We start from the raw sequence: 14,232 nt of genomic DNA, 5'->3' as shown, positions 1-14,232 counted from the left end.
CTCAGGGAAGAGTGGCCTGCCAGTACATTCGCCGCCCCCGTGGATTCAGTCCTATACCGACGATCGTGGTGCCATCGTCTGAGATCGATGTTGCTTCCTTAAGCTGCCAGCCTTTCACGTCGGTGATGCCTTTTGCGAGAAGAAGATCCTGAAGAATGTAGGTTTTGCCGAACTGGTTGTCGTAGAGAATTGTGGTGCTGTTGCGGTTGAACCAGCCATATCCGACACTTCGATCGCCGTTCTGGGACACATCCCGCAGATAACTATCTTCGAGCCCTGATAGGGGGGCGATACTCTTCATCCCGGTGGACCTGTTCCAGAGGAACGCTGCCGCTGGGATACCAGGTCTGGTGACGTACCCGACGATATAGTCCCCGTACCGAGAGATCCCATAGCCGAAGCTATCCCTGTAGCCCGGAAGCGTACCGAGGCTTTGAAGCTGACCAGACTTCCAGCGAACGGCTGTGATCGGTAGGCCAAAGCCCCCCGAGTACCCGGTGGCCACCAGACCGCTTCCCGAGATGGCAGTTCCGTAACTAAACGTATGCCCTGGTAAAAATCCCAGGTTCTGCATCCCCGTGGAGGGTGACCAGAGAAAAGCCTCAAAGCTACTATATGGGCCGGAATTCGAACAATATCCGATGACCGCCTCACCCTTTTCCGAAATATCAGTGGCGAGACTATTCTGGTAGCCGGGAAGCACCCCCAGCGGCGTTATCCCCGCCGAGGGAGTCCAGTAGAACCCACCAACCCCTGTCCACCCCACGGCGGCATCTCCGTTCGCTGCAACCCCTGTCGCTAGGCTGTAAGGCGAACCAGATAGGAATCCCAGGAACTTTATATTGCCCCCCTTTTCAATTGCGGCTTGATTCTGCTGCTCTCCCGACGCATAGCTACCATCCGGCGAGAGGCCAATAGGCCGTGATATTGTCCCCGGCCCTGCAATGGTGGGCACCATTGCTAGGGGCTTGAAGCTGTAGGTGGACTGGGCGCTAGCCGCTGGGGCGATAACAAGTGCGCCTCCGATGAGCGCCAGTAGGCAAGTAAAACGACGTCGATTCATTCGAGTTCCTCCAGAGCGTATGCCGTGGGCGGGATCGCCGCAGGCTGTTGTCTGGATACTACCAAGCGCACCGTCTACAAATCGTGAACAGGCAAATCAGAGAGAGAAGCGCAGCGCTAAAGCAACGGCATCGTCGAGGGCTTGCTCATAGCCTTGGGCCACGCTCTGCTCGTAGCGGACTATGCCAAGGGTGCGCCTCAGCGCGGCGCTGGTGTCGTCTAGGCGCATCCAGCGGTCAAGCTCTGGCAGACTCTGCTGCTCCGTGAGCGCCTGGCACACCCCGACCCACTGCGCGGCCTCAGTGGGCATTCCGCACCGACAGCAGATCTGAGCCAGCAGAGAGAAGCCGTCGCGCAGGTCGAGGGAGCGTCTATCGGGAAACGCAGCACTCAGCGTTTTTTGCGCAAAGAGGGCGGCATCGGGGAGCTCGTCTAGGCAGAGGGAGATCACGGCCCGCACTTTGTAGTCATCAATGAGCACGACAGCCTGCTTGAGGGCCTCACCCCGCGCGATGGCTTCATCGCAAGCCGTTTTCGCGGCGGCGTAGTCTCCGATCTCTAGATAGGTAATCGTTAGCGTGTTGAGGAGCGTGCAGACCAGGTTGGTGCGATTCAGGGCGCGGGCAGACACCAAGGCGGCCTGGGAGTAGCGAATCGAGTCGTCGAGCTGGCCCTGGTAGTAGTAGTGCTTGCCAAGCGCGGACTGACACTCCGCCATGAGAGTCGCGTTCTTCTCCTGCTTGCCAATTTGGAGCGCCTCCTCCAAGAGCGGCCCCGCCTTCTCGGACTGATTGGTTTCTCCGTAGAGGTAGCTCAGGATACACAGTGCCTGTGCCAGCTCCGTACGCTCCCCGAGCTGGCGAAGGAGCGCGATGCCCTGTACACCGCAGCGAATCGCATCGTCGAAGCGGCGAACATAGTGATACAGAACAACACTGCGGGTGAGGAGCGTGGCAAGCTCTTTGGAGCCTTTCTCTACCTGCGCAGAGAGACGATCAACCCAGGCCGCCCCCTCGCTCAGGTGGTTGGCAAGTATAAAAAAGTTCACCAGCTCCCCAAGGAGCCCGATAGCCTGCTGCGGCGACTGCGCCGTGAGGGCGAACCGGAAGTTCTCTAGCTCCGCCTCGTACTTTTGGTGGATCACCACCTCACTGCCCAAGAGCGCACGCTGGTTGGTTCGCGCAAAGGTAAGAAAGTACTCGCCGTGGCCGCGCACGAGCGCCTCCCGCTCCGAGGCGGTCAGCAGGCTCTCCCCAAACTCGCGGAGGCTCTCGCCCATGCACCAGCGCAGCGTGCCGCGCCGCTCCTCGGTCAGGACGAGCGACCTATCGCGTAGCTGCGAGAGGTACTCCAGCGCGGCGGGCTCGCCGGAGATTGCCCCCGCCTCCTCGGTCGTCCAGCCGCCCCGGAAGACGGAGAGCGCGGCGAAGAACCGGCGCTGGTCTGCCGTGAGCAGGCGGACGCTCCAGTCCATCACGGCGTGGAGCGAGCGGTGGCGGGCGGTTTTGTCGAGTTCCTGGGTCGTGAGAAAGGTCAGCCGCTCGCCGATTTTTTCGATCATCTCGCCAATTGTGAGTGCGCCCACACGGTTCGCCGCCAGCTCCAGCGCCAGCGGGATGCCCTCCAGAAGCGTGCAGAGCTGCTCCACAGAGTCATCGGAGCGAGCTCCGGCGCGGTCGCAGAACAGTGCCACACTCTCGGCCAGATCCAGTGCATCGACAACGAGCAGGCGCTCTCCTTCCAGTCCGAGCCGCCGCCGCGAGGTCACCAGGCAGGTGAGGTTGGGCACGCGGGCTAGCAGTGTCTGAAGGGGTGCCGCGACGGTGCCAGCGAGCTGTTCTAGATTATCCAGCACCAGGAGATAGGGCTCAGCGCCTAGGTGGCGGGCGAGCTGCTCCAGTGGGTCTTCGTCGGGCTGCTGGGCCGGTATTGCCAGCCCGGTCAGGATCGCCAACAGGAGCAGGCGGCTGTCGGTGAGCGCGGCGAGGGGAACAAAGCCCACCCGCTCTCGAAGCGTCTCCCGAAGGCGCTGGGCAGTGGAGAGCGCAAGGCGCGTCTTACCTACCCCTCCGGTGCCCAGCAGCGTGACAAGGCGACTCCCCCCGTGCGGGAGAACCCATTCCTGAAGCTGCGTCAGCTCACTCTGCCGCCCCCAAAAACGGCTCAAGGGAAGCGGCAAGGAAGCTTGTGGAGGGTCAATTTCCCCTGAGGCTGTCTCAAGGCCCTGGTAGAGCGCTTCGAGCCGGTCTCGCTCATCGAGCAGCCAGTCGTCCCAGAGGCCCGGCAGGAGTGGCCCGCCGTAGTGCTGCCTCGCAAGGCTTATTTGACCACTCGCCACGGCTTGTAGAAACGCGGCGACATCGGTGTGGACATAGCGCGTGTCGATCCCAATGGTGTTCTTCCCGGGCGAGTCAAAGAGAGTATCGGGGGCAAGACCCGCGGCCTTGACGGAGGTGCGTATCTGGGAGAGCGCTTTGCGCAGGTTGGCTCGCGCCGCCTCGATACCCGCCTCAGGCCAGAAGAGATCCGCCAGTGTACCCCGCGCGTGCTGGCGTGGGTAGAAACAAAGATAGGCCAAGAGGGAGGCGGCGCGCTGGGTGCGAAACCGTGTGATGGTTCGTCCCTGAGCGTGCAGTCGCAGCCCTCCCAGTAGCTCTACATTCCATTCCATCGTCTGCGCGACCGAGCCCTCCTCGATTATACCCAGAGCCGAGTCAGTGAGATAGGTAGGCTTGGGCCAGTGCCTCGCCTAATTGGATCGTGCCCTGCGTCCCAAAGTGGACGCGCTGGTGGGGCAAGTGCTCGGTCTTGATGATCACTAGCTGCTTATCAGCCTGGGCCAGCTCTCTGAGGCTTACATTCAGCGCTGCCATGTTCTTCCAGATCGCTTTTGGGTGCTGCTCGGAGATGAACCAGGGGAGCGTGGGCTGCCCTAAATCCTGACGCACTTGCCCGATCAGTGCCTTGAGCCACGCGGCATAGGCGCGATGGTAGAAGTAGGTATCGTTCTCGCCGGGGTGCCAGAAGACGCCCTCCCAGCTCGGCACGTAGCCCTGGCGCGTAAGATCCGCGTGGGCGTCGCGGAGGAAAGAGATAAACTTGGGATAGAGGTTGCGGCGGCTCTCCGGCGAGCCCTGCGGCAGCCAGTCCAGCCCCTGCGCCCCGCTGTGGGTGAACTTCAGAAGCGCGATGCCCTCGCTGGCAGGGAGCGTCTTTCGTAGCTGCGCCCCAAGGCTCAGCTCCGGGCCAAAGTTTCCCAGGCCGCTCACCGGCCCAAGGGGCTCCCAGTTCCTGGAACTCTGGAATCCCCCGCCTAGTGCGTAGCGAAAGAGCACCTCGTTCTGGGGCTGCGCGAGCGCCGGAGGGAGCTCGCTTGCAAACGCGTCCTCGCCCTCCATGTTGCGCTGCCCCGCCAGCACAAACAGCCGGATGCGCTGCTTCTTGGCAACCGGCAGGCCCTTTGCGAACTTGCGCTCTTTAGGCTTGGGAAGCTTTCCGATCTCCTTCAAGTAAGCGGCCCCAAACGCCTCCCCGAGCTGGAGCTGACCCTGTGTCCCGAAGTGGTAGTGCGGCTGCCCGCTGTCCATCACATCGAAAGCCAGGTGCGAGGTCGGCACCCAGCGTAGCAGTGGGTCGGAGGCGAGAAGCTGGTCTTGCTGGGCGCGAAGAACGGCCAGGTTGGCACGGTTATCCATCCCCCAGATCCCTTTCTCACTCACCTCACCCAGAAACCACTTGAGCTTGGGGAGCTGCAGATCGACGCGGAGGCGCTGGATGATCTTGCGGAGGTTGGCAGCGTAGGTGGTGTTGACCTTGCGGTTCAGCATGTCGTTCTCACCCTGGTGCCAGACCACGGCCTCAAGCTGGTAGCGAGTGCCTTGCTTCTCAAATGCGGCCAGCGCCTCTCGGACAAGCTGGAGCGTGCGCGGGTAGAGCTTCTGGCCGTTTTCCGGCGCATCTGGGTTCCAGTCGTAGACCGCGGTCGTTCCCCCAATCGCGGACTTGATAATGGCAATCGGGGAGTCGTCGTACTTTTTCACCAGGCGCGTAAAGGTCAGCTCTGGGCCAAACGAGTCGAGAGGCCGAAGCGCTCCCCAGCCCTCGTTCTGAAGCTGTAGGCTGATGTAGCGCACGTCGGGCTGCGGCGCACCCGCCCCTTTGAAGAGCGGGAAGCGGTCGATGTGCTCCGGGTGGGCATCCGCGCCCACCATGTTCGACTGACCGGCAAAGAGAAAGACCTTAACGGGCTTAGGCATGGCTCCGATTGTAGCATACTCTTACTTCTCGGAACGGCGCATGGTGAGTCTTGCTGAGGTGCGGTGCGTGCCTAGCCTTGCTTCGACGTGGTAGGCTCCTGCAGGGACATCGGTCTTGCGCTCGTTTTGCAGGTTCCAGGTGAGGGTATTTGCGCCGCGTAGTAGTGTCGCCTGCCACTGCCGCATCACGCTCCCCGCGGCGTTGGTGACCGTCATCGTGACGGCTCCACCCGTGTCGCTCACGAGGCAGAAGCGGGCGCTGGGCCGCCCGCGCCGGTCACCGGGGACGCTGTCCCAGGGGAAGGGGTCGAGGACGATATCGCGGATCGGGTAGAGAAAGAGCGGCTCGGGGGTGGGCTTACGGATCGGGGCGAGGTCGAGAACCCAGGCACCACGCCCAAACGTGCCGATCACCAGCTCACTCTCGCGCGACTGTACGGTCAGGTCCTGCACGGGTGTGGAGGGAAGCGTGGCGCTCAGCGACTCCCAGCTCTGCCCGGCGTCCCGCGAGAGATAGACCCCCAGATCGGTGCCAATATAAAGCAGCTTGGGATCGGTCGGGTCTTCTTTAATCACGTTCACGCACTCGGGCGGCAGGTTGCTCGCAATCGAGCGCCAGCTCTGGCCCGTGTCGGTGGAGACAAAGACATAGGGCCGCGTGTCACTCTCCCGAAAGCCGGTGAAGCTGACATAGAAGGTCGCGGCGTCGTGGTGCGAGAGGGTCACCCGGCTCACCCACTTGCGCGGCAGGCCAGCATCAATGTGGCTCCAGTGCGCGCCATCGTCGGTGCTCAGCCAGACCCGCCCGCCCTCCGTGCCTCCGACCAGCACTCCCGGCACCAGCGGCGACTCCGCCAGCATCGTGAGCGCCCCCGTGGGAACCGTGTCGCGATCATTGCCCGCAGGCTCCCCCAGCTCCGGGCTAATCGCCTTCCAGGTCGCGCCTCTATCGGTGGTCTTGAGCACTTTATTGGCCCCCAGATAGAGCGTGCGCGGGTTGTGCGGCGAGATGAAAAACGGCGTGTACCAGCTAAAACGCAGGCCTGGCAGCCCCGGCCTAAGGCTCTCCGACGACGGCCCGCCACTGAGAATCGAGCGACCTGTGGTGTCCATTCGCATCAGCGCCCCGTTCTGGTGCTCGTAGTAAACAAAGCGCTCGTCGGTGGGATCGGGGAGAGTCACAAAGCTATCGCCGCCCGTCCAGCGGTCCAGATACACACTGCGCCACGGGTCGGGGAGGGCATCGTCGAGAGTGGCATCGCTCGGCCCGACCAGCGCGGCGTTGTCCTGGGTTCCAGCGAAGATTCGGTAGGGGATCTGGTTATCGGTGGCCACAAAGTACATCTGCGCCACCGGGATATTGTTGAGGTGCAGCCAGCTCTCGCCCGCATCGTAGGAGAGAAACAATCCGCCATCGTTGCCTAGGAGCAGGCGCTCTGGGTTGGCGGGATCGATCACCAGCTCATGGTGGTCCAGGTGCAGCGCCCGGCCCGGCGTCTCCTGCACGCGCAAGATCCGATCCCCAAGGCGCTGAAAGGTCGTGCCGCCGTCGTGGGACTGGAAGGCATGGTTGCCCAGGATATAGAGATGGTTCGTGTCGCGCGGGTCCACGCAGATATCCGTGAACTTCCAGCCATACGCCCCAAAAACGTCGTAGAGATCGTCGGTGTTTACCTTGCGCCAGCTCTCGCCGGAGTCTTCGGAGCGGTAGACCTCGCCGCCCACAAACGGCCTGTCTTTCTGCGTGCTCGGGGCGCGGTTGTCGAGATAGAGATAGAGCGTCTTCGGACTCTTCGGTGCAACCGCGATACTGGCCCGCCCTAGAAGCCCCGTCGGGAGCCCCTTGGTCAGCCGTTGCCAGCTCTTGCCGCCATCTTGTGACTTAAAGAGCCCGCCGCGCCGCCCTTCCTCGATCTGCCACGCCCACGCATAGAGCGTCCTAGGGTCTTTGGGATCAAGCGCTAGGTCCACGACGCCCGTGACATCGTCTATAAAGAGCACTTTTTCCCAGTGCACTCCGCCGTCGAGCGTCCGGTAGACCCCCCGCTCTGGGCTTGGTGTCCACTGCTTGCCCATCGCGGCGACATAGGCGATACTCGGGTTGGTCGGGTGCAGCAGTACTTTTGCAATATGGTGCGTCGCCTCCAGCCCGAGATGTGTCCACGATGCCCCCCCATTGACCGACTTAAAGACCCCCGTGCCTGGATAGGCGTAGCCGGCGTACCGTGGCTGCGCCTCGCCCGTGCCTACCCAGACCGTATTGGGATGGCTCTGCGAGACCGCTACGTCCCCGATGGCAAAGGCGCTCTCGTGCTCGAAAATAGGTCGCCAGGTCAGGCCATTGTTCACCGTCTTCCAGAGATTGCCCGAGCCCACCCCCACATAGATCGTCCCCGTATTGCCCGGCGGAATCGCCACCGCCTCCACCCGCGCCCCGATCTTCACCGGCCCCACGGGTCGCCAAGCCAGCCCCCGAAAGAAAGAGCTCTGCGCCAGCGCCTGATGCGCCGCCCAAGCCGGTAGTGTCTGTTTCATCCTAGCATCTTTTCTCTCAGCCGTTGTCCCTACTTAATTTTGATAGGTAGCTCGCGACAGTATTGTATACTGAATACCATTATGACGACGCTGGAGAAAATCGAAAAAGAGGCCCGTGATCTCTCCCCTGCGGAGATTTTGGAGCTGGTAAAGCGACTCCTAAACCAGCTTCCCACATCTGATTCGCAGCCCACAACACCACGGCCCTACGCACTTGCAAAAGGCCTTTTTGAGGTGCCTGCCAGCTTCGACGATCCTCTCCCTGATGATCTCCTAGATGCCTTTGAAGGCCGATGAAACTCCTTCTCGACACCCACATCTTCCTCTGGTTCATCAACGGCGATTCTCGTCTGCCTGCGGCAACTCTGGCAGCAATTCGCGATCCAGGTAATCAGATCTATCTGAGTGCTGTTTCCTTTTGGGAAGTGGCAGTGAAGTACCAGCTTGGTAAACTTCCCCTCCCTGACTCACCTGAGATTTTTCTCCCCGCCTACTGTAGCCTGCACCGTATCCAGCTTCTAGCTCTGGAGCCCGGATGCATCACAGAGCTACTGACTCTTCCCAGTATTCATCGCGATCCTTTTGACCGAATGCTCATCAGCCAAGCCCTCCATCACAGCCTAACACTAGTTTCCGAGGATGCTTTGGTGCGCTCGTATCCCGTAGTGTTTCTCAGCTAACTAACGCGGTTTCTGAACAATAAAATAAAGATGCGACTCGGGGAGCTGGTCGTATTCAAGGTGGCGGCAGACACAGCCAAATCGGTCGATCAGGCGAAGCAGCTCGGGGATTCCGAGGGCGGCGTGGTAGAGCGGCTGGCCGTGGCAGGGGTTGGTGACTTCACCGGGCGTGTCCACGCCGCCGCTGGTGAAAATCAGTATGCCGCCGGGTGCAAGCGCAGCGCAGAGCTTTTCGAGTACCGACGCGTGATGCTCCAACGGGACGTGCCAGATGCTGTCCCAGGCGGAGATAAAGTCGTAGGTGCGGGGAAACTCCCAGGTGCAGATATCGGCATGATGAAAGACCGTGTCGGGGTGCTTGAGCCGGGCCAGCGCCAGCATCTCCGTCGAGAAATCCAGCCCTTCAGCATCGTAGCCGTGTTTTTGCAGGAGCGTCAGAATCCGCCCACTACTGCCACAGCCCACATCCATCGCCCGGCCTGTTGGTGGCGCAAACTTTAAGGCCCGCTCGTGCTGCGCGATCCCATTCTCGTGGTTAAACGACTCATCGGCCCAGTGCTGGGCGAGCTGATCGTAGCTGGCGGCAGTCTGTGTCGTGGTCATGGATTATTTTGTCCGAAAGGCGTAGAGGTCGGCATCTTTGAGGAGGAAGCGGAGCTTGATGGGCTTGCCGCTTAAAGAGGCGAGGTTCAGGTCAAGAGCGCCCTCTAGCTCGTCGCCAAAGAGCGGCTTGCTCTGGGCGAGCGGCTTGCCCGCGGGATCGAGCACCTCGACTTGGATGTTGCCCGCCGCCGAGGTCGCGTAGTTGAGGACGAGGCGCGAGCCGTTGACAGTCACGGGGCGCGTGGTAAACTCGCCGCCGCTGGCGTCGGCGTGCACCGACGCAAAGCCGTGGCGGCGCACGGTGATGCGGCGCAGCCTATGGTCGGGCCAGTCGTAGTGCTCACTGGCGTAGAGGGAAAACTCGCCCTCACCGGTCTCGATAATTCCGGTGGCGGGCATGTTGCTGCGCTGGGTCCAGTTGTGCGGGTCGGGGCCGGGGCGCAGCCATGCCTCCAGAAACGGGCGGCTCCAGTGCAGACCATCGCGGCTGCTCATGAAGACGGCATCGGAGACACCCGGCTCTTTGTAGCCCGCGAGCTTGGTGCGCTCGGGGACAAAGCGTTTGGGGAAAGAGAGCAGCACATGGGGCGCGCCGGGGCAGGGGCGGACGGCGTTGGTGTAGAAGTGCTCGGTAGGTGTCCCTGGCGCGTAGCGGTTGGGCTCGGGCTTGCTCCAGCGCAGAAAGTCGTCGGAGAGGCAGCTCTGGATCGCACGGTAGCCACTGTACTCGCCCTGGGTGAAGTAGCGTGAGTAGAGCCGGTACTTGCCCAGCGCCTCATCGAAGAACGCCGTCTTGAGCGAGTCAAATGTCCCATCGGTGAGGACGGGCGCGGGGCTGAGCTTCTGCCAGCGCACCCCGTCAGGTGAGCCAAAGGCGTAGAGCTTGCTATTGATCCCGCCCAAAGCCTTGTAGCGCGCGTCGGGCTTGGTTTTTGGGTTGGTATCGAGAAACGGTGCGAAGTTGTGCGCCTCCAGCCCCTGCCAGACAATATTGTTCGCCTTGGAACCCCGAAACGCAAAAAGCCCGAGAGTGGGGCGCGAGAAGTGGATGCCGTCGTCGCTCTCGGCCAGGCACGTCACCTGCTCCAGCGACTGATCGCCCGGACAGTAGCCCCGGTAGTAGAGCCGGACTTTCTTGCCGTCTTGGATCGCCGTAAAGTACGCGCTGGCCGGGCCCTCCCAGGGCCTATCGGTCGTCAGCACGAGCTCGCGCCGCACCGGCGTGCTCAGCCGTAGCGCCACCCCGCGCTTGCTCTCGACCAGCCCGTCGTCGACAAAAAGCTCCCACCGCGAGCCGATAGTCTCACTTTGTTTCATTGCTTAGTCTTCCAAAGCTTTGTCTGTTGCTTCCACCAATTTCTTTAAGAACTCAATCGCCTTTTTTAGTTCCTCACGTTTAACGAGATGAGGATTCGCTTCTCCTGTTATTTGCCGAGATCGATGTACAGCATCTCCCCGTTTAGATATTAGATTGTTTAATGTATTTTTTAAAGTTTCTGTATCAATATTGCTCCAAAACCATTTTTCAGTAACATCAACTCCTGTATATTCTAAAAATACATGCTTTGTCTTTGCCCAATCCGGATTGTTAAATCTTTTCAGTTCGTTGAAAAGATGACGCTTCATAAAATTACCCAAATGGCTCCCAGTGACTAATTTTAGATGAATTTCCATTGATTCACTCACACGATCTTCTACATATGTTTCCCAAGCAGTTAATGCCATTATAAGTCCTGCCCTCTTGAGCACTTCTGCATTCTCAGGTGGAGGCTTTACATTGATTGCATCAAAATGTTGTAGAAGTTCTTGCGCATCCAATATGGATTGTTCAAAGGTTGTTTTTGCTTTTGACATTTAACTCTTTACCTATTTTACATTAGAAATAATTAGATTCTACAAGAGGCAAATTCATTTAAATCCACTCTGATTTTTGAGGCGGATTTTATCGTCATTTTGCCAGAAACTTATCTGTCCAGCGTTGCGCTTGCTCAATCTGTGCCTGCGCCTTGTCCAGCTCCGCCCGCGCTTCCTGATCGTCCCCGCGTAGCTTCTCGCGGGCCGCAGAGATCGCGCTAAGAGCCGGGCCGTAGTTGTCGCTGCTGGGGCCAGCCAAGATCGCTCCCCGCGCCTGTGCCCACGCCATCTGGTAGCCCACCTGATAGGCCAGCAAAATCGCGACAATCAGACCGAGCACAGCCGCCATTTCCTTATACGTTACTGTCACTGCTCTCCTCTCTCGACAAAGTACGCCGGAGGGTCAGGATGCTCGAAGGTGCCCTCATCAAATGCCTCGTATAAATCCTCGGGAAGCATGCTCCCTAGCTTCGTGTAGAGCGCCTCGTTTATGACCTCGTAAGCCCCGCCACTGCGGCGTGTCCCCATAAACTCATTTACTGCCGCCAGATCAGGATAGTGCATCGGCTGATGGAAAAACTGATTCAGCTCCGCTAGCGTCTGCTGGACAAAGAGTAGCTCCCGAAGCGAGACCATGACGGTTCGGTCTTCGGGAATCGTATCTAGTCCAAACACGACACGCTCTCGAACGGTGGGACGCTTTGTCATCGCTTTATCTTACCTCCTCGTATTATGGAAAATGAGGCGTTCACCCAGAGCTTCTTTTCGTCGTGGCGCTGCCAGAATTGCTCAAGTGTGATGGGGCGCTTGTAACGACGGACTTTACTTGGGCCGAACTGGTAGTCGCTGGTGAAGAGAAGTTTTCCTTCGGGGGAGGCGGCAAGCAGGGTCTTCAGGAGAATTTTAACGGCGAGCTTGTAGCGGGGCTTGAACTCCAAAAACTCCCACCACTCGGTGCAGAGATTGGCGGCAGTATAGGCATCGCGTTGCCATACACCAGGAAAACGCAGGCAGCTTCCGCCTAGATGGTAGATACAGCCTTGGAGCTGGTCAAAGTCTCGCTGGAAGAGCGACGGGTAGTCACGGTGCGAGAGTAGCGTGGTTTCTGCATCGACAGCACAGGGCAGGTAGCAAAAGTCGGTGGGCTCATGCTGGCTGAGGCAGATGATCTCGATAGAAGGCATAAGTGCTCTATCGCCTAGGAGGGCTGAACTCGATAAAGCACGTGCGGTGTGATGGGGTGCCCGACTGGGGGTAGCGGATGGTCGAAGTCGTCGCCTGAGTGGTGGGTCATGCCGAGCTTTTCCATGACGTTGCGGGAGCGCTGGTTGCTGACGGCGGTCATGGCGACGATCTCGGGGAGCTTGAGGGTTTGGAAGCCGTAGACGAGCGCGGCTTTTGCCCCCTCGGTGGCGTAGCCGTGCCCCCAGTGCTCATACGCCAGCCGCCAGCCGATCTCGACACAGGGAGTAAAGTGTGCCGTGAAGCGCGGGGTGGAGAGGCCGATGAAGCCGATAAACTCCGCAAGACGCGGCACCTCGACCGCCCAGAGGCCGAAGCCTTTCTCGGCGAAGTGCGCCTCGATTCGGTCTACCATCGCATCGCTTTCGGCGGTTGTGAGGGTGCTGGGGAAGCACTCCATCACACGCGGGTCGGCGTTTAGAGCGGCAAAAGCGGCGTGATCACTGGGACGCCAGCGGCGCAGGAGCAGGCGGTTGGTTTCGAGAGATGGCACCTAGATAAAAAATTTCCTCATGGAAATCACCGGTGAGGCCGCCCCTTGCTTTGGCTCACCAAAGATGATGAAGGCTTCGTCGGCGGCAACCGGCATCATAATATGGGCAAAGTTTATACCGCTACTGAAATCTACGGTGACACGAGCCGCACGCAAAGAGCCCCCCGTCCCATCCCCTCTACGAATATCCACAACCACATTTCCGCTGATCCCTGCGGTTGTCGCACTTACTTGAACCAGTAAAAAACCAGTCTGCTCCAAAACACCTTGATCCAAAACAACACTCTCTTGGTCTATTGCTAAGTCTTCCATATGATTCTCACTATATGTGTTCATTCTGTCAGTACAGACATTGTAATAGATAGAGGTACGGGCACCAAAGTCGCATTAATTTGCGTTATGATACGCCATGCTGTCTTCTTCGGACATTGCTCTTCTGGAGCACGAGCGGGTGCTCAAGGCCGCGACGCGGGCGCTGGCGCAGGAGCCGATCACCATTACGGCGTCACCAGCCAAGCTGAGCCAGGGCGGCGTGCATGACTTCTACTCCAACGGCGACTACTGGTGGCCCGATCCCACCAAGCCCGATGGCCTGCCCTACATCCGCCGTGATGGGGAGTCCAACCCACAGAACTTTTCGCAGCACCGACTGGCCGTCAAAGCCCTGCGCGATGCGGTTGCGGCGCTGGCGGCGGCGTTCCAGCTTACCGGGGAGACACGCTATGTTACCAAGGCAGCGGCACTGCTGCGGGTGTTCTTTCTCGATGCCAAGACCCACATGAACCCGCGCTTGGACTACGCCCAAGCGATTCCGGGCGTCTCACCGGGGCGCGGGATCGGGATTATCGACGCGCTCCATCTCATCGAGATTCCCCGTGCGGTGCGTGCGCTGGAGAAGTCGGCGGCGTTTCAAGTCGATCTCAAGCCCTGGTTTCGCGAGCTTGCGGAGTGGATGGTCAGCAGTAAGAACGGACAGGAAGAGGCGCAGACCAAGAACAACCACGCGGTCGCGTTTTACTTGCAGCTGGCGGTCTACGCCGATTTTGTGGGCGATGTGGCAAAACTTACCCAGTGCCGCAAGCAGTTCAAGGAAGTGTTTGTCCCGCAGCAGATGGCGCTTGATGGGAGCTTTCCACTGGAGCTAGAGCGCACCAAGCCCTACGGCTACTCGATTTTTCAGCTCGACAACATGGCGCTTCTCTGCCAGGTGCTCTCCACGCCTAGCGACAATCTCTGGAGCTTCACGCTCCCCGATGGGCGTGGGATTCGCAAGGCGCTGGCGTTTCTCTACCCGTTTCTGGCCGACAAGTCCAAGTGGCCACGCAAGCCCGATGTGCAAGCCTGGGACGGCTGGCCCGCACGTCAGCCGAGCTTACTGCTCGGCGGTCTCGCGCTGGGTGAAAAATCCTATATCGAGCTCTGGAAAAAGCTCCCCGCTGATCCCCCTGACCCGGAAGTCCAGCGCAATATCGCCATCACGCAGCCCCTTCTGTGGATAAAATAAACG

The 14,232-nt window shown here is 59.9% G+C and carries 15 protein-coding genes; 3 read left to right on the top strand and 12 right to left on the bottom strand.

Translation table 11 applies throughout. From position 1 onward, the window contains the following. Nucleotide 1 precedes the first annotated feature (1 nt). The 4 genes from AC1XOS_RS02585 to AC1XOS_RS02570 all read right to left on the bottom strand — a co-directional run bounded on the left by AC1XOS_RS02585 (nt 2) and on the right by AC1XOS_RS02570 (nt 7,853). On the bottom strand, nt 2-1,063 hold the full coding sequence (locus AC1XOS_RS02585) for a hypothetical protein (protein WP_481960653.1): 1,062 nt from the start codon (nt 1,061-1,063) through the stop codon (nt 2-4). 96 nt (nt 1,064-1,159) lie between these two features. After that, a complete protein-coding gene (locus AC1XOS_RS02580) occupies nt 1,160-3,733 on the bottom strand; it encodes an ATP-binding protein (RefSeq protein WP_481960652.1) in 2,574 nt (857 codons plus the stop codon). Between the two features lie 43 nt (nt 3,734-3,776). After that, entirely contained in the window at nt 3,777-5,318 is a 1,542-nt protein-coding gene (locus AC1XOS_RS02575) for a sialate O-acetylesterase (protein WP_481960651.1), read from the bottom strand. A 21-nt stretch (nt 5,319-5,339) separates the two neighbouring features. After that, complete coding sequence (locus AC1XOS_RS02570; RefSeq protein WP_481960650.1) at nt 5,340-7,853, bottom strand: WD40/YVTN/BNR-like repeat-containing protein; 2,514 nt, start codon at nt 7,851-7,853, stop codon at nt 5,340-5,342. Between the two features lie 81 nt (nt 7,854-7,934). Between AC1XOS_RS02570 and AC1XOS_RS02565 the strand changes: the two genes are divergently transcribed. Both AC1XOS_RS02565 and AC1XOS_RS02560 read left to right on the top strand, forming a co-directional pair. Next, on the top strand, nt 7,935-8,150 hold the full coding sequence (locus tag AC1XOS_RS02565; protein ID WP_481960649.1) for a DUF2281 domain-containing protein: 216 nt from the start codon (nt 7,935-7,937) through the stop codon (nt 8,148-8,150). Then, nucleotides 8,147-8,533 carry a type II toxin-antitoxin system VapC family toxin gene (locus AC1XOS_RS02560; protein ID WP_481960648.1) on the top strand — a complete coding sequence of 129 codons (387 nt, stop codon included), beginning with the start codon at nt 8,147-8,149 and terminating at the stop codon, nt 8,531-8,533. Before AC1XOS_RS02565 ends, AC1XOS_RS02560 begins: the two co-directional genes overlap by 4 nt. Here AC1XOS_RS02560 and AC1XOS_RS02555 read toward each other — a convergent pair whose 3' ends face one another. The 8 genes from AC1XOS_RS02555 to AC1XOS_RS02520 form a co-directional block, all read right to left on the bottom strand. Beyond that, nucleotides 8,534-9,136 carry a class I SAM-dependent methyltransferase gene (locus tag AC1XOS_RS02555; protein WP_481960647.1) on the bottom strand — a complete coding sequence of 201 codons (603 nt, stop codon included), beginning with the start codon at nt 9,134-9,136 and terminating at the stop codon, nt 8,534-8,536. A gap of 3 nt (nt 9,137-9,139) precedes the next feature. Beyond that, a complete protein-coding gene (locus AC1XOS_RS02550; RefSeq protein ID WP_481960646.1) occupies nt 9,140-10,453 on the bottom strand; it encodes a hypothetical protein in 1,314 nt (437 codons plus the stop codon). Between the two features lie 3 nt (nt 10,454-10,456). Next, nucleotides 10,457-10,990, bottom strand: a complete 534-nt coding sequence (locus tag AC1XOS_RS02545) for a HEPN domain-containing protein (RefSeq protein WP_481960645.1) — start codon at nt 10,988-10,990, stop codon at nt 10,457-10,459. A 94-nt stretch (nt 10,991-11,084) separates the two neighbouring features. Next, nucleotides 11,085-11,339, bottom strand: a complete 255-nt coding sequence (locus AC1XOS_RS02540) for a hypothetical protein (protein ID WP_481960644.1) — start codon at nt 11,337-11,339, stop codon at nt 11,085-11,087. A 17-nt stretch (nt 11,340-11,356) separates the two neighbouring features. Further along, nucleotides 11,357-11,698 carry a hypothetical protein gene (locus AC1XOS_RS02535; protein WP_481960643.1) on the bottom strand — a complete coding sequence of 114 codons (342 nt, stop codon included), beginning with the start codon at nt 11,696-11,698 and terminating at the stop codon, nt 11,357-11,359. Continuing rightward, nucleotides 11,695-12,174, bottom strand: a complete 480-nt coding sequence (locus tag AC1XOS_RS02530; RefSeq protein ID WP_481960642.1) for a hypothetical protein — start codon at nt 12,172-12,174, stop codon at nt 11,695-11,697. The genes AC1XOS_RS02535 and AC1XOS_RS02530 overlap by 4 nt, the downstream gene beginning before the upstream one ends. 14 nt (nt 12,175-12,188) lie before the next feature. Further along, on the bottom strand, nt 12,189-12,725 hold the full coding sequence (locus AC1XOS_RS02525) for a GNAT family N-acetyltransferase (RefSeq protein ID WP_481960641.1): 537 nt from the start codon (nt 12,723-12,725) through the stop codon (nt 12,189-12,191). Then, a complete protein-coding gene (locus tag AC1XOS_RS02520) occupies nt 12,726-13,037 on the bottom strand; it encodes a hypothetical protein (RefSeq protein WP_481960640.1) in 312 nt (103 codons plus the stop codon). It abuts the gene before it with no gap. 97 nt (nt 13,038-13,134) lie between these two features. Here AC1XOS_RS02520 and AC1XOS_RS02515 point away from each other — a divergent pair, with 97 nt between their 5' ends. After that, nucleotides 13,135-14,229: an alginate lyase family protein gene (locus AC1XOS_RS02515; protein WP_481960639.1), complete on the top strand. Its 1,095-nt coding sequence runs from the start codon at nt 13,135-13,137 to the stop codon at nt 14,227-14,229. Nucleotides 14,230-14,232 lie beyond the last annotated feature (3 nt).

This window comes from Armatimonas sp. (assembly GCF_964826245.1).
Note: the sequence above shows the minus strand (reverse complement) of the source record. Positions and strands in the feature narration are given on the sequence as shown.